Origin of the sequence: Citrobacter freundii ATCC 8090 = MTCC 1658 = NBRC 12681 (assembly GCF_011064845.1) — a bacterium.
Taxonomy (GTDB): Bacteria; Pseudomonadota; Gammaproteobacteria; order Enterobacterales; family Enterobacteriaceae; genus Citrobacter; species Citrobacter freundii.
Map to the genome: position 1 here is coordinate 2,490,009 of NZ_CP049015.1, position 16,972 is coordinate 2,506,980.

General features: G+C 53.2%; 14 protein-coding genes. 5 read left to right on the plus strand and 9 right to left on the minus strand.

Translation table 11 applies throughout. The annotated features are described in order from the left end of the window. Window positions 1-51: 51 nt before the first annotated feature. On the minus strand, window positions 52-285 hold the full coding sequence (locus G4551_RS11955; RefSeq protein ID WP_003020183.1) for a YdcY family protein: 234 nt from the start codon (window positions 283-285) through the stop codon (window positions 52-54). Between the two features lie 17 nt (window positions 286-302). Beyond that, window positions 303-1,901 carry an ABC transporter substrate-binding protein gene (locus G4551_RS11960; protein WP_003836160.1) on the minus strand — a complete coding sequence of 533 codons (1,599 nt, stop codon included), beginning with the start codon at window positions 1,899-1,901 and terminating at the stop codon, window positions 303-305. A 282-nt stretch (window positions 1,902-2,183) separates the two neighbouring features. Between G4551_RS11960 and G4551_RS11965 the strand changes: the two genes are divergently transcribed. Genes G4551_RS11965 through G4551_RS11975 form a run of 3 tightly spaced genes read left to right on the plus strand, consistent with a single transcriptional unit; the run spans window position 2,184 to window position 8,642 of the window. After that, entirely contained in the window at window positions 2,184-3,497 is a 1,314-nt protein-coding gene (locus G4551_RS11965; protein WP_003836158.1) for an SrfA family protein, read from the plus strand. 4 nt (window positions 3,498-3,501) lie between these two features. Beyond that, window positions 3,502-6,483: a virulence factor SrfB gene (locus tag G4551_RS11970; protein WP_003836157.1), complete on the plus strand. Its 2,982-nt coding sequence runs from the start codon at window positions 3,502-3,504 to the stop codon at window positions 6,481-6,483. Next, complete coding sequence (locus tag G4551_RS11975) at window positions 6,480-8,642, plus strand: virulence factor SrfC family protein (RefSeq protein ID WP_003836154.1); 2,163 nt, start codon at window positions 6,480-6,482, stop codon at window positions 8,640-8,642. Before G4551_RS11970 ends, G4551_RS11975 begins: the two co-directional genes overlap by 4 nt. A 19-nt stretch (window positions 8,643-8,661) precedes the next feature. Here the strand turns inward: G4551_RS11975 and G4551_RS11980 are convergent, their stop codons facing one another. Further along, window positions 8,662-8,835 carry a GhoT/OrtT family toxin gene (locus G4551_RS11980; protein WP_003020198.1) on the minus strand — a complete coding sequence of 58 codons (174 nt, stop codon included), beginning with the start codon at window positions 8,833-8,835 and terminating at the stop codon, window positions 8,662-8,664. 192 nt (window positions 8,836-9,027) lie between these two features. Here G4551_RS11980 and yncL point away from each other — a divergent pair, with 192 nt between their 5' ends. Next, window positions 9,028-9,123, plus strand: coding sequence for a stress response membrane protein YncL (gene yncL / locus G4551_RS11985; protein ID WP_071524268.1), 96 nt, complete (start codon window positions 9,028-9,030; stop codon window positions 9,121-9,123). Window positions 9,124-9,243: 120 nt separating this feature from the next. On the opposite strand, the gene G4551_RS11990 is transcribed toward yncL, so the two are convergent. Then, a complete protein-coding gene (locus G4551_RS11990; RefSeq protein ID WP_032941261.1) occupies window positions 9,244-10,023 on the minus strand; it encodes an AraC family transcriptional regulator in 780 nt (259 codons plus the stop codon). 101 nt (window positions 10,024-10,124) lie between these two features. On the opposite strand from G4551_RS11990, the gene G4551_RS11995 reads away from it, so the two are divergent. Further along, window positions 10,125-11,252 (plus strand): multidrug effflux MFS transporter, encoded by a 1,128-nt coding sequence (locus G4551_RS11995; protein ID WP_032939100.1) that lies wholly within the window; start codon window positions 10,125-10,127, stop codon window positions 11,250-11,252. Between the two features lie 193 nt (window positions 11,253-11,445). On the opposite strand, the gene patD is transcribed toward G4551_RS11995, so the two are convergent. Genes patD through ydcS form a run of 5 tightly spaced genes read right to left on the minus strand, consistent with a single transcriptional unit; the run spans window position 11,446 to window position 16,814 of the window. Next, window positions 11,446-12,873, minus strand: coding sequence for an aminobutyraldehyde dehydrogenase (gene patD, locus G4551_RS12000; protein ID WP_003836148.1), 1,428 nt, complete (start codon window positions 12,871-12,873; stop codon window positions 11,446-11,448). Between the two features lie 21 nt (window positions 12,874-12,894). Next, on the minus strand, window positions 12,895-13,701 hold the full coding sequence (locus tag G4551_RS12005) for an ABC transporter permease (RefSeq protein WP_003020204.1): 807 nt from the start codon (window positions 13,699-13,701) through the stop codon (window positions 12,895-12,897). Beyond that, window positions 13,691-14,635, minus strand: coding sequence for an ABC transporter permease (locus G4551_RS12010; RefSeq protein ID WP_003836145.1), 945 nt, complete (start codon window positions 14,633-14,635; stop codon window positions 13,691-13,693). Before G4551_RS12010 ends, G4551_RS12005 begins: the two co-directional genes overlap by 11 nt. After that, window positions 14,636-15,652 (minus strand): ABC transporter ATP-binding protein, encoded by a 1,017-nt coding sequence (locus G4551_RS12015; protein ID WP_003020210.1) that lies wholly within the window; start codon window positions 15,650-15,652, stop codon window positions 14,636-14,638. Window positions 15,653-15,668: 16 nt separating this feature from the next. Then, window positions 15,669-16,814 (minus strand): putative ABC transporter substrate-binding protein YdcS, encoded by a 1,146-nt coding sequence (ydcS, locus tag G4551_RS12020; protein ID WP_003020212.1) that lies wholly within the window; start codon window positions 16,812-16,814, stop codon window positions 15,669-15,671. Window positions 16,815-16,972: the final 158 nt, after the last annotated feature.

Sequence of the window (16,972 nt, forward strand, 5' to 3'; positions counted from 1 at the left end):
TCCGACCTACAGAACGCGCCTGTAGGCCGGATAAGATCCGGCGAGGAAATATCAAAGAATAGTGCCGCCTTTGGTCAACTGTTCGCGACGGGCTTCCATATCTTCTTTATGCTGACGGCCATGATGGGCGATAGCCGTACGCAAACGCTGTTGCTGGGTATAGCGGTCTTCCCGGCTCAACGCGACATCATCGCTGAGCTCAATCAGCAATTCATTCATATGCGTAATGACGCTCTCCTCAATGGCGGCGTCAACACGTGCGCTGACCTCATCCAGATGCGACATAACCTCTCCTTAACTCATTAATTTAATTTTGCTTTTGAAAAATCACTGCCCATCAGGCTAACGCTGTATCCGCTGACGTTGCTACGCGTAGCGTAGAACGTTTTACCGTTTGCCAGGGCTATCCAAGGAGCCTGCTGGTAGAAAATCTCTTGTGACTGCTGGTAAAGCGCGGCGCGCTCTTCCGGTTTGCTCACCAGTTTCGCCTTTTCAACCAGCGAATTATACTCTTTATCGCACCAGCGCGCGGCGTTAGATCCGGTTTTTATGCTGTCGCAGCCCAGCAGCACATCCGCGAAGTTATCCGGATCGCCGTTGTCTGACATCCAACCAAACAACGCGGTGTCATGCTCACCTTTACGCATTCCGGAGAGATATTCACCCCACTCGTACGATACAATTTTCGCCTTCACGCCCACCTTTGCCCAGTCGCTCTGGATCATCTCGGCAATCCGTCGGGAGTTCGGGTTGTATGGGCGCTGGACCGGCATTGACCACAGCGTCGCTTCAAAGCCATTTTCCAGCCCAGCCTGCTTCAGTAGGTCTTTCGCTTTTTGCGGGTCGTAAGCGTAATCCTGCAGATCTTTATTGAACCCCAGCATATTCGGCGGAATCGGTGATTTTGCCACCGTACCAGAACCTAAAAAGACAGCGTTAATAATGGCCTTTTTGTCCGTTGCGTAGTTCAAAGCCTGACGCACCAGTACGTTATCAAACGGTTTTTTCTCGGTATTAAACGCCAGATATCCAACGTTCAGCGCGTCAACCGAATGCAGCGTCAAATCTTTATTCTTTTTAATCTCGTCAAACTGTACGGGCGCAGGTGCTGGGATTATTTGGCATTCATTGGTTTGCAGTTTTGCCAGCCGCGTCTGGACGTTTGGCGTGATTGAGAAGATCAGGTGTTTCGTTGGAACGGCGCCATCCCAGTAGTTAGGGTTGGCAAGATAGCGGATTTGCGAGTCCTGCTTGTACTGCTGCAGCACGTAAGGCCCGGTGCCAATAGGCCAGTTGTCGACGTTTTCCGGTGTACCTTTTTTCAGCATCGCGTCGGCATATTCCGCAGAGAGAATCGAGGCAAAATCCATTCCCCAGTCGGCAAGAAACGCAGCGTTAGGTTCATTCAGGACAAACTGAACGTGATAATCATCGAGCTTCTTAACTTCTTTAATCAGTTTATCCAGACCGACATCGTTAAAGTATTCATAGCTTCCCTGAGAAACCTTGTGATACGGATGATCGGCATCCTTCTGCCGTAATACCGAGAAAATCACGTCGTCAGCGTTGAAGTCGCGGGTCGGTTTAAAGAATTTATTACTGTTGAATTTCACGCCTTGACGCAGGGTAAAGGTGTAAGTCTTTCCGTCCGGAGAAATCGTCCAGTCCGTTGCCAGAGATGGTACCGGGGTATTCTTTACCGGATCAAAGTTGATGAGTCGGTTGTAGAGCACTTGTGAACTGGCCACAAATGAGGGACCGGAACTGGCAATTTGCGGGTTAAATGACTCCGGCGATGCTTCAGAACAATAGATGATGGTGTCAGTATTGGCCGCGAACGCAACGCCTGACGGTATGACGGTGCTGAGAGCCAGCGCGAGTAACGTTTTCCTTGCAATCATGGTTATAAGCCTTCTTATTTTATTATTAACCGAGATATCAGAGCATAGCTGACAAAAACTGACCAATAACAAATCACTATCAGGTTATTCTAATCAGGTGTATTTCGCTGAATAATTCATCACCCTAAGCGAATTAATTTCCCTTAAGTCTTTTTCAAAACGTCAAGATTTTTCCCGGCACTCTATGCCATGAAAATTAGCCCCTTTTTGCCTCTCTTTCTCCGTTTGCTCGTTTTTATAAAACGTAAAGTAGATACGTGAAGAAGTCTAAGGGGTAACAACGTGGCAAAAACTCTCTTGCGCAGCGGCAATTTGGATGACTATCAGGCCGTGGGCGGCGGTGGTCAGGCCGTGTTTGATTCAGCATTGCAAATTCGTGAAACGCTTCGTCTGCGTAAACAGCAGGCGATGGTGGATTGTTTGGCGATCCCACAAATTAACGACAACGGCGATCGGGTTGACTGGTATTCCCCGATAGAAGGGAAAGCCGTGGCGTGGAAAGCCGCTGATGAAGAAGCACGTTTTCGTGCGCTGCGCTATCTGGGAAGCACGCTGGAAAATGCGGCGGCTCTGAGCCGTAAAAGCCTGCAGTCGGGAAAAACCTCCCTACAGCTGTTTGGCTCTCTGCTCGAAAAAGCCATCCAGTTTCCCGGTGAAAACCACGTGTTTCTGGTTGATGGCAAACCCGTTATTACGTTCTGGGGCTTCGTCAATCTGAATGAAAATCCCCGCGACGATGTGCTCGATTGCCTGCGACTTGCCGATATTCCTCCTGTCGTTACCGTAGCAGAGCCGGAACAGGAAGAAGAAATCCCCCCGGAAATCACCTTCGCCGAGGCTGATGCGCCTTTATTGACGCCAGTCGTCGAGCTGGCTAAACCGGCTGAACCTGAACCTGAACCACAGCCACCGGTTATAGTTAACGAACCAGAGGTTACACCGCCGCTGGCACAAGAGAAACCTGCGCGCCGCCTGCCGCTGTGGAGCCTGCCCGTTGCCGCAGTCATCATTGCCGCCATCGTTGGGCCGCTGCTGTGGAAGCAACAGACCACCCAGCCCGTACCCGAAGCCTCCGCTGTTGAAGTCGCTAAGATTGATATGGCACCGCTGCCAGCACTGGCATCTGCTCTGCCTTTGCATCGTGCTGAAGTGACTCCAGCTGCGAAGAAAGAGAAACCTGTAGAAGGACCGGTGGTGATCGCCGCGATTCCAAAAGATGCGCTGGTGATGGATGCCAATCAGATGAAGGCAGGAACGACGCGTTTCCTCAATGGTAACTGGCGCGTCCTGGTCGATGTTAAAGATCCGGTGAGCGGCAAAGCGCCGTCGCTGCGCTATCAGATCCAGGCCAATAAAGGCACTGCTCGCGTAGTTCATGGTGACAATATTGTTTGTCGTGCCGAGATTTTCTCCGGTTTGCACCAGTCGGGTGAATTAATGATTAAGAGTCGCGGCAATGCTCGTTGTACAGACGGGTCACGTTATCCGATGCCTGAAATTACCTGCAAAGCGGGAACCAACGACGTCGCCGCCTGTACCGCGCGTTATGACGATCACGCGGAAATCCCTCTGACAATCAAAAAGATAGGTGCCTGATTCTATGTTGGTGAATCTGTGTGATTACAAGCAGAGCGTGACGCTCATCGCCAATAGCGGTGTTCAATTCCTGGATTTTGGCCTGACGCCGCAGGAATCTGCACACCATGGCCGCTTTGTGCGCAAAACGGCAAACGGTCCCCTGCTACGGCTGGATTTCGATCTGGCAACGGGTCGCTATACCTTGCCTGGCAGCACTGGCGGTCAGCCCGAAGTGGTGAAGCCGGAAAGTACCCAGACGCTGCATTATTCGCTGGATGTCCTCGACGGTGTCTGGCTGCCGCTGCCGTTTCTGCGCTTTAACCCACCGCGCACGTTTGTTGAAGGCCCGGATAACTGGGCGCGCGTGCAGGTACGAAAACTGGCGCAACCCGACAGCGCAGGCAACACCCACCGCGTTACCGTGGCGCTGGATAGCCAGCTCACTGAAAATGCCCCGGCAGCGTTAACGCCTAATGAGAACGACCTGCTCAACGGGACACGATTCGCGCTGGCCTGGCATGACAATGAAATTGCTGATTTCCTTGACCAGACCTGGATTGACGGCTGGTTGCGCGAATCTTTTATGCACCATGTCACCCAACATGAGAATCGCTCAGAACAAGAGATCCAACTGGCGCTGCGTAACTTTGAATACCAGGCGCACTGGCTGAATGTGCTGACTCTGTTAGGCGAGCAGCTTTCTGTCCCGGAAGTGAAACTGGTTACGCATACCCTTAGCACACCCGCTATTCCCGTCGATCTTATTTTAGATATCGGTAATACCCATACCTGTGGCGTCCTGATTGAAGATCACGGGGATGCCAATGACGGGCTGCGTCAGACCGCTGAATTGCAGGTCCGTTCGTTAAGCGAGCCGCAGTTCCTCAACGATCCGCTGTTCACCAGCCGGCTGGAGTTTTCCGAAGCGCGCTTTGGTAAGCAGCATTTTTCCGTTGAGAGCGGACGTGATGACGCCTTTATCTGGCCGTCGATTGTGCGTGTGGGTGATGAAGCCCGTAAGCTGGCGATGCAGCGTATGGGCACCGAGGGCAATAGTGGGATCTCCAGCCCGCGCCGTTATCTGTGGGATGAAACGCCGGTGTTACATGACTGGCGCTTTAGCCAGATGAATGGCAAAACCCAGCGCGAGCCGCTGGCTACCGCCTTCCCGCTGATGAACCTGATGAACGATGACGGGCAACCGCTGTTCAGCCTGCCGCAGGACGATCGTCTGCCGGTATTCTCACCGCAATACAGCCGCAGCACGCTGATGACGCATATGTTATGCGAAATACTGGCCCAAGCGCTGGGGCAAATTAACAGCGTAGCGACGCGGTTGCGCCTCGGATTCCCGGCATCTCCTCGTCAGTTACGGACGCTGATCCTGACCCTACCGTCGGCGATGCCCAAACAGGAGCGCGAGATTTTCCGCCTGCGCATGTTTGAAGCTATTGCCCTGGTCTGGAAAGCAATGGGCTGGCACCCGCAGGATGAAGACTTCACTACCCGTAAACAGCAGGAAAAGAGTGTGGTTCCCGTACCTGAAATTCAGATGGAATGGGATGAAGCCAGCTGCGGGCAACTGGTGTGGCTGTATAACGAGGCTATCTCTCACTACGATGGCCACACCGAATCATTCTTTAACGCCCTTGCCCGCCCGGACCGTTTGCCGGAACCCGGTGAGACTAAAGGTCGGGCGCTGCGCGTGGCATCGATCGACATTGGCGGCGGGACAACGGATATGGCCGTCGTCCATTATCAGCTTGATGACGGCGTCGGCGCGAACGTTAAAATTACCCCGCATTTGCTGTTCCGTGAGGGTTTTAAGGTGGCAGGCGATGACATGCTTCTGGACGTGATTCAGCGTTGCGTGTTGCCTGCGCTGCAAACCCGCTTACAACAAGCTGGCGTGACCGATGCCGCTGCATTGCTGGCCACGCTGTTTGGCGATTCCGGTCGTATCGATACCCAGGCGATTTTGCGTCAACAAACGGCATTGCAGCTCTTTATGCCACTCGGTCATGCGGTACTCAGTGCCTGGGAACAAAGCGATATTAACGATCCGGTCGCTGGTCTGCATGCCACATTCGGAGAACTCCTGAGCCAACGACCAACGCGCAACGTGATGAACTACATCCAGCAGGCTATCGACCATGCGTTGCCAGCAGGTTCGCCAGCATTTGATGTTCTGAGCGTGCCGTTGCAGGTACAGTTCAGGCAGTTACAAGAAGCTCTGTTAGCGGGGCAATTTACCCTGACTTCCCCGCTGCACGCGGTTTGTGAGGCTATTTCACATTATCGCTGCGATATTTTATTAGTGACCGGCAGGCCCGCCTGTTTACCGGGCGTGCAGGCGTTGATCCGCCATCTGCAACCTGTTCCGGTTAACCGTATGATCTGGATGGATAACTACCGCGTGCATGAGTGGTATCCGTTCAGCCAACAAGGGCGGATTGGTAATCCCAAATCCACCGCGGCAGTCGGCGCCATGCTGTGTAGCCTGGCACTAGATTTGCGTTTGCCGCGTTTTAACTTTAAAGCTACCGATATCGGCGCTTACTCGACCGTACGTTATCTTGGCGTACTGGATAACACGGTCAATACCCTGCGCGATGAGAACATCTGGTATCACGATATTGATCTGGATAAACCCGGTGCGAAGCTGGATGCCCGGTTGCACTTCCCGTTACGTGGCAACGTGACGTTAGGATTCCGGCAACTGGCAAACAGCCGCTGGCCTGCCACGCCGCTGTATACGCTCAGCATAAATTCCGCCGAACTGGCAAAAAACATCGCCGGAGATGGCGTGTTGAATGTACGGCTGCAGCTACGCGGCGGCAGCAAAGAAAGTGGCCCAGAATTCTTCGTCCTGAGCGATGCCTGGTTACAGGATGGCACCCCCGTTGCCGCCAATGCCTTAACGTTAAAACTGAATACGCTGGCAGACCGTCGCCATAGCGGAAGCCATTACTGGATCGATAGCGGGAGCGTGTACCTGAAATGAGTAAGATGTTAAATACCGCGCAGGCCGCCATCGAGTGGGTGGTAGATACCCGTCAACGTGCGGCGCGTCTTGATGATGAAGCGGATGCCCTGCTGGCACAGCTTACGCTAGCCGCAGTGAGTGAATCTGCGCTAGAGACAACCTTTTCATCGCAAGGATGTATAGGGTTATACGGACATTCACAATCGGCAAAAGCACATCTGCTTGCGGCATTGTGCAGCAATGCCACTGGCAAAGTGAATATTGTTACCCCGGATCGCAGCTTTGATTATTTCTCGCATATTAATCCTGGCCATGCGCCAACCAATATGGCGATCCGCTTTACGCGCGATGAAAATCCGCATGATAGCGAATGGCCGTTGCGTCTGCGGTTACTCAGTGAAGCGGAACTGGTACAGCTATTTATCGCCCAGTTCAGCGCTCTCCCGGATAACCGGCAGGTCGAGAAATCGATTATTGAGGCGCGCCTGGAAAAATGGCAAACGCTGCGTCAGCGTCACCCTGTGCCGGGCATTACCGCACATGATGTTGCGGCAATCGGTCGTTTCTGGCGCTCCTGCGTACCGGCAAACCAGCAGCAAATTGACGATGCGCTATGGCACCAGTTTGCCACGTTGCTGCCCGCACTGGATCTGACTACCCGGGCAAACGCCTGGGCACTACTGTGGGGAGAACAACCAGAGCTGACGCAGCAGTGGCTGACGCTGGCGCACACGTTTCAACAAACTGGACACGCGCAAGAATTAGCGGCCCCGCTGAGTCTGCTGGTTGATCATTTTGGTTTACCTGCCGAAAGTTTCCTGACCCAGGTGGCATTAATAGGCAATAATGAGGCGCAAAGCGATGTGGTGGTTCATCCGATTGAAAATCATCAGTTGCTCAATGCAGTTAGCCTTTCTTTGTCGTCACTGGCGCTGCTCACGCGCGAACTGATCCTGACGGTTGAAGACGCGGTGCTGGAGAATGTCGATCTGCTCGATATTCCCCTCGCCCCGGATACTCATCCGCATCCACTGTGGCAGGCAAAATTAGGCTGGATGCTGGAACATTATCGCCAGCACCTGCAACCGGATGTGCTCTTAATCTGCAACGCTGTCTCTACCCGCGCCCAGACGCCCGCCATCACCCGCAAGCTATTGGGCTGGGTTAACGATACTCAACCCGTCCACGACGCCGCATTGCCAGGCGTGGTCTGGGCCATTACCCCGCAGGATGCGCGTTTTAGTACCCAGCAAAATCTTGACGAATCCGTGCAGCAATTAATGGGCAAACCCGGACTGCACTGGGGCACGCTGCAGGCGCTGGATAAACACAGCTTACAACGCCTCGTCGAATGGTTGACTCAGGCAACCTCACCACAGCAGCGCCAGGCCAGGCTGACCTCCCTGCGTGAACAGCACCAACAGCGCGTACGCGAAACCCTAATCGGCTGGATTAATCCCGTTGAGACCGAATCAGCAAGCAATGAGTCAGTGATCCGCCAGCTACAGGCTCAGGCGGCAAAGCATGGCGAACTGCTGGATGGTTTGCTCCCGCCGATGCGCATTTTTGAGTCGCTGCTGCGTATTCAGCAACCGCGCGAGGAGCAGGTAAGTGGTTTATTTAATGAAGAGATTGACCTGTTTGCCGAAGTGCGTGACACAATGCACTCACCGGAAAGCCAGGAGACCGGATATCAGGCACACAAAATGTGGATTAACCACGTGCGCCAGTGGTGTCGCGATGAAAATAATGCCCGCCGTTTACGACTCGATCCCCGTACGTTAAGGCAGGTTGCTGACATCCTCGTCACCACCAGCTATCGCCTGGAGATGCCGCAACGCTTACAGCGCATTATGCAGCGCGAAAACGTCTGTGCCGCGCAGCTATACGCCGATATCGGTGATTTTATTACTTGGCTTGGATTTGCCGACGTTGCAGAGGAGCAACGCCCTGCCAGCAGGATCCAGAAAGGAACGGCTATTTTTAGCGCGCCGAAGCAACAGCCGATGTTACGCCTGACGAAGCTGGATGAACAACCTTCGCACGGCGCAAGCCGCTACGTATACGACTGGCTGGTCGCTTTGTATACCCGTGCGAATGAGAACGTGGGGTATCAGCATCCACAGGATGTCAGCGAAGTCGACAAAAAGCGATTGGATGCCCTGCTTTCCGCCTGAAGCGGCGTTTACGCCGTCATCAGAAGAGAGAGAACATTAACGCGACGGGAAAACTCATCGGCCAGGTCGCACCGACTAATACCGCGCTGAGAAAGCGAATTCGCTTTTTATCGCGGGAAAGAAACCAGGTGATGATTGCCGTGATAACGGCCATCACCGCATAAAAAACCAACATTTTTTGGTACAGAGACATGTAAGGCATCCGGGCCGAAAGGTGAAATCGCGCGCAATATGCTCTTTTTCATGACCCACATCAAGTTTTATTAATTAATTTAAGAAAAGTGGCTGTAAAACAACCCATTTTCATTATGTTCAGAATTCGTACTATTGCGGATAGTTATAACCCGTACTATACCCATATGGGTTAAAACGAAAGGTGGCACAAATGAATGTTTCCAGTAAAACGGTGGTGCTGATAAATATATTTGCTGCTGTAGGACTTTTCAGTCTGATTTCCGCAAGGTTCGGCTGGTTTGCTTGATGTGGTTCTTGTTTGATTAATTGCAGCGTCCGTTGGCAGAGAGGGACTTCTCTCTGCCATTAGTAAACTATTTTCCCATTCTCGCACTGCCGGGTAAATTATCCTTAGTATGTAATACCCCTAATCCTTCTGCGGCATTATATTGCCCGAATAACGGCCTGGTGTTGTGCCGGTATGCTGATGGAAGAAAGCAATAAAAGCACTGTCGCTGACAAACTCCAGATATTGCGCGACCTGGCTGATATGGCATCCGTCAGCCAACATCTCCATGGCTTTTAACAGCCTAAATTGCTGCCGCCAGTCCTGATAATTCATCCCGGTATCCCTGATAAATATTCGACCTATTGTCCTTTCGCATGCCCCAACCTGTCGGGACAATTGATTCAGTCGTGGTGGCAGTTCGCCCATGCGTAATCCTTCAAGCCACACGTTAAGCCGCGGATCTGAGGGATACTGCAATGTCCAGTTTTCACTGTGGGCGGCACGCATTTCCTCACAAAATACGGTGATGAGACTGGTCTGCTGCGCGGCAGGCATCTCCCATGACCAGAAAGACATACGTTCTATCACCTCAAAAAAGAGAGGGTTAACGTCGACTATCTGCAGCGGTAAATCAGATAACGGCAACGTGGTTGAGAAGTACAAAGAACGATAAGCCATCACGCCGCGCATTATGGCGCGATGTACCGTACCGGCTGGGATCCAGACCGCACGACGTGGCGGTAGCAGACACAACGCCTGTTCCAGCTCAATCGTAATGCTTCCCGCTGCCGAATAAAGTAGCTGATGACGAAGATGGCTGTGCCGTCTTGAATCGTGTACGCCCATCTCGGAAGCAATCCCGATTACCGGTTTATCAAAGCTGTCCGCATCAAAAGCATCATCCGGGGCAATTTTCATCTTCTGTCCGATATCTGACATTTATAGTCCTGATAATGGTAATGCGACATTTTCCTTTCAGCAATAATGCCCACCTGTTTTCTGTTTCTCTGGATATTGCTATGAACACATTTCATCGACCGCCGCTGTGGCTTCTCACACTCCTGATTATGTTTCCACAACTGGTGGAAACCATTTACAGCCCGGCATTGCCAGGTATTGCGACGTCTTATCACGTCAGCAGTGAGCGCGCGGCTCAAACACTCTCCGTTTATTTTGTTGCCTTCGCCGTCGGCGTGGCGATGTGGGGATGGCTGAGCGACTGCATCGGGCGACGCCGGGCGATGATGGCTGGACTCCTGTGCTACGCCACGGGTTCCCTCATGGCCGTTGTTGCCACTGATTTCAGCGTTCTGCTGCTGGCACGGATGGTCTCGGCCATTGGAGCTGCTGCCGGATCTGTAGTGGTACAGACCATGCTAAGGGACAGCTATGAATCAACTGCGCTATCCCGCGTCTTTTCTGTGATGGGTGCCGCGTTGGCATTGAGTCCGGTTTTCGGTCTGCTAAGCGGAGGATGGTTGGTCAGTTTGTATGGTCATACCGGGGTATTTATTGCCCTTGTGCTGCTGGCGCTGCTACTGCTGATGCTGACCGTGACCATGCTGCCAGAAACCCGGCCCGAACATACGCTCAGACCAAGGCTTGCTGCGCTACTCTCCCGCATGGCGCGTGACTATGAGCTGTGGAAAAACGCCATACTGGTTGCTCTACTGAACACCATGCTGTTTAGCTATTACAGCCTGGCGCCGTTTCTTTTTGGGCAATTGGGATGGAGCTCCAGAGCCTTTGGCTTGACGGGGTTGCTACTTGCGTTTGCTTCTCTGTCGGGTAGCCTGCTGAACCAAAGACTGTTAACGACAGGTCTGACGCCGGAACAACTGGTACGTTATGCCTGTGCGCTGGCAGCGTTGTCAGGTCTCGTAGCGTGGTGCTTACAGCACTCTGCGTGGATCCTGATTCCGGTGTTCGGCGTGGTGATTGCCTATGGTATCGCCATTCCCAATGTGCTGAGTCAGGCGCTGCGTCATTATCGTGAACAGGCCGGAGCCGCGGGGGCATTGTTTGGATTAAGCTATTACCTGTTGCTGGGAATGATGCTGGGATTTGCAGGCATGGTGCAACAACTGGGGCTAGTTCTGAGCGTCTGTGCCCTACTCGCCTGGCTTTGCAGCCTGGGCCGCAGATAAACCCGATGGCGCTCCTGAAAGCACAAAGCCCCGGCAATATGCTGGGGCTTTATTTTATCAATTAGCCTGACCTCGCGGATATTTCCAACTTACCGCCGTCCGATGGCGACGAGGCCAGTGGCGCGAATAGTATAGACACACGTTTGCCGATATTTAGCTATCCGTGCCCCATTTACCGCTCGCGCTTAAAAGATTACTCATGCTTGATCATAACATGGCGAACAATCGTGTAATCTTCCAGCCCATAAACCGACATATCCTTGCCATACCCAGACTGTTTTTGTCCACCGTGCGGCATCTCGCTAACCAGCGTGAAATGGGTATTGACCCAAGTGCAACCATATTGCAGGCGAGCGCTAAAGCGATGCGCACGCCCAACATCCCGGGTCCAGACGGAAGATGCCAGTCCGTATTTCGAATCGTTTGCCCACGCCAGTACCTGGTCTTCATCATCAAATACGGTCACGCTGACCACCGGGCCGAAAACTTCCCGCTGCACGATGGCATCTTCTTGCTTCGCCCCGGCCAGCAGCGTTGGGGCAAAGTAGTAGCCTGCGCCATCCACTTTCTTGCCGCCGGTGATAACTTTGATATGCCCCAGGGCTTTGGCCTCATCGACAGCTTTAGTCACGCGATCAAGATGTGCCTGCGAACTTACCGGTCCCAGTTCCGTCGATTCGTCGTTCGGCGCACCAATTTTCAGGCTGGCAACCGCGGCGCCGAGTTTCTCAACCAACGCGTCATAAATGCCTTTTTGGGCATAGATTCGACAAGCGGCGGTACAGTCTTGCCCGGCATTGTAATAACCAAAGGTCCGCACGCCGCTCACTACCGCATCCAGATCGGCATCATCAAAAATGATCACCGGAGCTTTGCCGCCCAGTTCCATATGTGTGCGCTTAATTGACGGCGCGGTGTGCTGAATAATGTGTTCACCGGTTGCAATGGAGCCAGTCAGAGAAACCATGCGGACTTTTTCATGGCCGGTCAGCGGATCGCCCACCGTTTTACCGCGACCAAACAGGACGTTGATAACGCCAGCCGGGTAAATATCTTTGGCAAATTCGGCCAATTTAAGCGCCGTCAGCGGGGTAATTTCTGATGGTTTAATTACCACACAGTTTCCCGCTGCCAACGCCGGAGCCAGCTTCCACGCCGCCATCATCAGCGGATAGTTCCACGGTGCAATAGAGGCCACCACGCCGAGCGGATCACGGCGAATCATCGACGTATGTCCTTCCAGATACTCTCCGGCCGCCTGTCCTTGCAGAGTTCGTGCAGCCCCGGCAAAGAAGCGAAAAACGTCGACAATAGCTGGAATTTCATCGTTGAGGACACAGTGCAGTGGCTTACCGCAGTTAAGTGACTCCAGCTCAGCGAAGGTTTGCGCGTTATCGGCAATAACGTCCGCCAGTTTCAGCAGCAGTTCAGAGCGGACTTTCGGCGTGGTTTGCCCCCAGGTGGCAAACGCGGTGTCTGCCGCACGCACCGCGGCATCAACCTGCATGGCTGACGCCTCAGCAATCTCCAGAATGAGTTCACCAGTGGCAGGGTTATAGACTGGCTGCTTTTCACCTTCACCGTTGACCAGCTCGCCATTAATCAGTAATTGATGTTGCATAGCAATTTCCCATATCGTCGTTTATTTACCGTTTCCGGCGAGAGTGTCGCCTTCACGCGTTAGCCACCAGGCCCCTAAAATTGGCAGTGTTGTCACCAGCATTACCAGCAATGCCACAACGTTGGTGACCGGCACATCCCGTGGACGGCCCAGTTGATTAAGCAGCCACAGCGGAAGTGTTCTTTCATGTCCGGCGGTGAACGTTGTCACGATGATTTCATCAAACGACAAGGCAAACGCCAGCATCCCGCCCGCCAGTAGTGCCGATGCCAGATTGGGCAGCACGACGTAACGAAAGGTTTGCCAGCCGTTGGCGCCAAGATCCATAGACGCTTCAACCAGACTCCATGAGGTACGGCGAAAACGCGCCACAACGTTGTTAAACACCACCACCACGCAAAACGTCGCATGGCCCACTACGATCGTGAGAAAACCCGGTTCCAGGTTGATGGTTTTAAACGCCGTCAACAGCGCAAGGCCGGTAATAATGCCCGGCAGCGCGATCGGCAACAATAGCAACAGCGATATTGCACTTTTGCCAAAAAAGTCCCTACGCCACAGCGCGGCCGCGGCCAGAGTCCCCAGAACAAGGGCAATAGCGGTCGACAACGCAGCGATCTTAAGTGACAACGTCACAGACTCCAGGATATCGCTACGCTGCGCCGCAACGCTAAACCACTTCAGCGTTAATCCCTGCGGTGGAAAACTAAAAGCAGCCTCCTCAGTATTAAAAGCATAGGTGGCGATGATGAGGATGGGAAAGTGCAGGAAAATAACCCCGCCCCATGCCGCCAGTTTGAGTAACCAGGGCGCGCGTTCAGAGTGCATCGAAAGCTCCCAGACGCTTCACGAACGCCAGATACAGTGCGATTAACACAATCGGCACCAGAGTAAATGCCGCCGCCATCGGCATATTGCCGATCGCCCCTTGTTGCGAATACACCATGTTGCCGATGAAATAGCCTGGTGGTCCCACCAACTGTGGCACGATAAAGTCGCCCAACGTCAGAGAGAAGGTAAAGATAGATCCCGCAGCGATACCGGGTATTGCCAGCGGAAGGACCACATAGCGGAAGGTTTGACGCGGACGCGCGCCCAAATCAGCGGAGGCCTGTAACAGTGACGGCGGAAGTCTCTCCAGCGCGGCCTGTACCGGCAGGATCATAAACGGCAGCCAGATGTAGACGAACACCAGAAAGCGCCCTAAACCTGAAGTCGACAACGTATTGCCGCCTACCGCAGGCAGCGTCAGGAACGAAAGCAGTAACGGCTCCAGCCCAAGATGGGTTAAAAACCACTGCGCCACACCGTCTTTAGCTAACAGCAGCGTCCACGCATAGGCTTTAACGATGTAGCTGGCCCACATTGGCAACATTACGGCAATGTAAAAAAAGGCTTTCATTTTGCCGCTGGTATAGCGCGCCATATACCACGCCATCGGAAACGCCAGAATCGCGCTGGCAATGGTGACCGCCACCGCCATCGTCAGGGTACGCAAAATGATGTCGTAGTTAGCAGGATTAAACAGCGCCTGCAAATTCGCCAGCGTCAGGTCCGGCGTGACCGACATAGTGAAATCGTCGAAGGTATAAAAACCTTGCCACAACAGCGTCAGTAATGAGCCGAAGTAGACAATGCCAAACCACATCAGTGGTCCAAGGAGCAGCAAAAACAGCCCTATCCCCGGATTACGCCAGAAGTAACCTGAGATCCGGTTCAGGCTTGTCGACTGTGGAGGCGAATGTAAGACGTTCATAGCCATTCACCTCTCCTCAACCAGCGGGACCATCACGTCGCGGGACCACGATGCCATCACCTGCTGACCCGGCGACAACGTAGACGGTAGCATTTCTCCCGTCAGGTTCGCCTGGCTAACCAGCAGTTTTTCCCCTCCGGCGAGTTTCAGTTCAAACCGCGTCGCCGCCCCCTGATACTGCACCGCCTGAATAACACCCCGGGCCTGGACTTCTCCTCCGGCATCATTCAAGCGAATGTGTTCGGGACGTAGGGAGAACATACCCTGTAGCCCACAAACGTTCGCCGACATCGTCGCATCAAAGACATTTGACGTTCCGACGAAACTTGCCACAAACGGCGTCCGCGGACGCATGTACAGTTCACGCGGAGAATCCACCTGTTCGATGCGACCGTTATTAAACACCGCCACCCGATCGGACATCGACAGGGCTTCACCCTGATCGTGGGTGACAAAGATGAAGGTGATGCCAAGGGATTGCTGTAATTTTTTCAGCTCCAACTGCATCTGCTCACGCAGTTTGAGATCCAATGCCCCGAGCGGTTCATCCAACAGCAGGACGCGCGGTTCATTGACCAGCGCCCGGGCAATCGCCACACGCTGACGTTGCCCACCGGAAAGCTGCGACGGTTTACGTTCATAAACAAAACCGAGTGCGACCTTATCCAGTGCTTCACGTGCTTTCGCGTGGCGTTGTTTTTTATCAATGCCTTTAACCATCAGCCCATAGGCGACGTTGTCGAGGATCGACATGTGCGGGAATAACGCGTAATCCTGAAATACCGTATTGACGTCCCGTTCCCAGGGCGGCAATTCGCTGGCCTGTTTACCAAAAATAGTGATCGCGCCGCCTGACAGTTGCTCAAACCCGGCAATCAGGCGCAGACAGGTGGTCTTGCCGGAGCCGGATGGCCCCAGCATAGAGAAAAACTCACCGTCGTTAATCGCAATACTCACCCCATCCACTGCACGAACATCCCCATACAAACGCGAGACGTTATGAAACTCCACTGCGTACGTCATAAAACCCCCAGCGGAATTAACGACCACCCATAATGGCGATGTAATCCTGCGTCCAGCGACTGTAAGGAACGAATTTTCCACCTTCGGCAATCGGCGTTTTCCAGAAGGCAATTTTGTCGAAATAGCTATAGCCGTTGGTTTCACAGCCTTTTTCACCCAGTAACGGGCTGGCTTTACAACCTTCAGGCACCACTGGCAGAGAACCAAACCAGGCGGCTACGTCGCCCTGTACTTTCGGGGTTAATGACCAGTTCATCCATTTGTAAGCGCAAACCGGGTGTTTCGCTTCACTGTGCAGCATGGTGGTATCAGCCCATCCGGTAACCCCCTCTTTTGGGAAGACCGTGGCAATTGGCTGACCTTCGCCTTTCAAGGCGTTAGCCTGATAAGGCCAGGCGCTTGACGCCACTACGCCTTCGTTTTTGAAATCGCTCATTTGCACGGTGGTATCGTGCCAATAGCGATGGATCAACGCGTGCTGATCGCTCAGGACTTTGATCACCGCCTGATACTGTTTTTCAGTGAGCTGATAGGGGTCGGTAATACCCAACTGCGGCTGGGTGGCTTTAACGAATAATGCGGCGTCGGCAATATAGATCGGGCCATCGTAAGCCTGAACGCGACCTTTATTGCTTTTCCCGTCAGGCAGATTTTGTTCAACGAATACCACGTTCCAGCTGTCCGGCGGCGTTGGGAAGGTTTTGGTGTTATACATCAGCAGGTTTGGTCCCCACTGGTATGGCGTACCGTAAACTTTACCGCCAACGTTAAACCACTCCCCTTTTACTACTCGCGGATCAAGGGTTTTCCAGTTAGGGATCAGCGCAGTATTAATCGGCTGAACGCGTTTTCCCATTATCAGGCGCAGTGAGGCATCACCAGAAGCGGTTACCAGGTCGTAACCGCCTTTAGCCATCAGGCTGACCATCTCATCAGAGGTGGCCGCCGTTTTTACATTGACCGCACAGCCGGTATCTTTCTCAAACTGCGAGACCCAGTCATATTGTTTATCGGTTTGCCCACGTTCGATATAACCCGGCCAGGCAATAATATCCAGGCGGCCTTCCGGTTTATCTAATGATGTGGGGGGTTCGGCTGCCTGCGCAGTCATCAGCGTCATGCTGAAGGCACACAGGCTACTGAGGGCAAGTTGCTTGCTCATAACGTCTTACTCCTGTCGAAAAAATATTGAGCGGCAGCCTTGCCGTAAATATATGTCCTTTTCTAAAAATAGTCGGGGTGTTGTAAGCGTTCCTGCTGGTGCAAGGAAATTTAATCAGGTTGTGAGCTAACGCTCATTACGCTACAGACTCTGACCTG

Excerpts from the sequence above, each read along its gene's own strand:
- G4551_RS11955 (WP_003020183.1), bottom strand. The coding sequence starts at position 285 with ATGTCGCATCTGGATGAGGTCAGCGCACGTGTTGACGCCGCCATTGAG.
- G4551_RS11960 (WP_003836160.1), bottom strand. The coding sequence starts at position 1,901 with ATGATTGCAAGGAAAACGTTACTCGCGCTGGCTCTCAGCACCGTCATA.
- G4551_RS11970 (WP_003836157.1), top strand. The coding sequence starts at position 3,502 with ATGTTGGTGAATCTGTGTGATTACAAGCAGAGCGTGACGCTCATCGCC.
- G4551_RS11975 (WP_003836154.1), top strand. The coding sequence starts at position 6,480 with ATGAGTAAGATGTTAAATACCGCGCAGGCCGCCATCGAGTGGGTGGTA.
- G4551_RS11980 (WP_003020198.1), bottom strand. The coding sequence starts at position 8,835 with ATGTCTCTGTACCAAAAAATGTTGGTTTTTTATGCGGTGATGGCCGTT.
- yncL (WP_071524268.1), top strand. The coding sequence starts at position 9,028 with ATGAATGTTTCCAGTAAAACGGTGGTGCTGATAAATATATTTGCTGCT.
- G4551_RS11990 (WP_032941261.1), bottom strand. The coding sequence starts at position 10,023 with ATGAAAATTGCCCCGGATGATGCTTTTGATGCGGACAGCTTTGATAAA.
- G4551_RS11995 (WP_032939100.1), top strand. The coding sequence starts at position 10,125 with ATGAACACATTTCATCGACCGCCGCTGTGGCTTCTCACACTCCTGATT.
- patD (WP_003836148.1), bottom strand. The coding sequence starts at position 12,873 with ATGCAACATCAATTACTGATTAATGGCGAGCTGGTCAACGGTGAAGGT.
- G4551_RS12005 (WP_003020204.1), bottom strand. The coding sequence starts at position 13,701 with ATGCACTCTGAACGCGCGCCCTGGTTACTCAAACTGGCGGCATGGGGC.
- G4551_RS12010 (WP_003836145.1), bottom strand. The coding sequence starts at position 14,635 with ATGGCTATGAACGTCTTACATTCGCCTCCACAGTCGACAAGCCTGAAC.
- G4551_RS12015 (WP_003020210.1), bottom strand. The coding sequence starts at position 15,652 with ATGACGTACGCAGTGGAGTTTCATAACGTCTCGCGTTTGTATGGGGAT.
- ydcS (WP_003020212.1), bottom strand. The coding sequence starts at position 16,814 with ATGAGCAAGCAACTTGCCCTCAGTAGCCTGTGTGCCTTCAGCATGACG.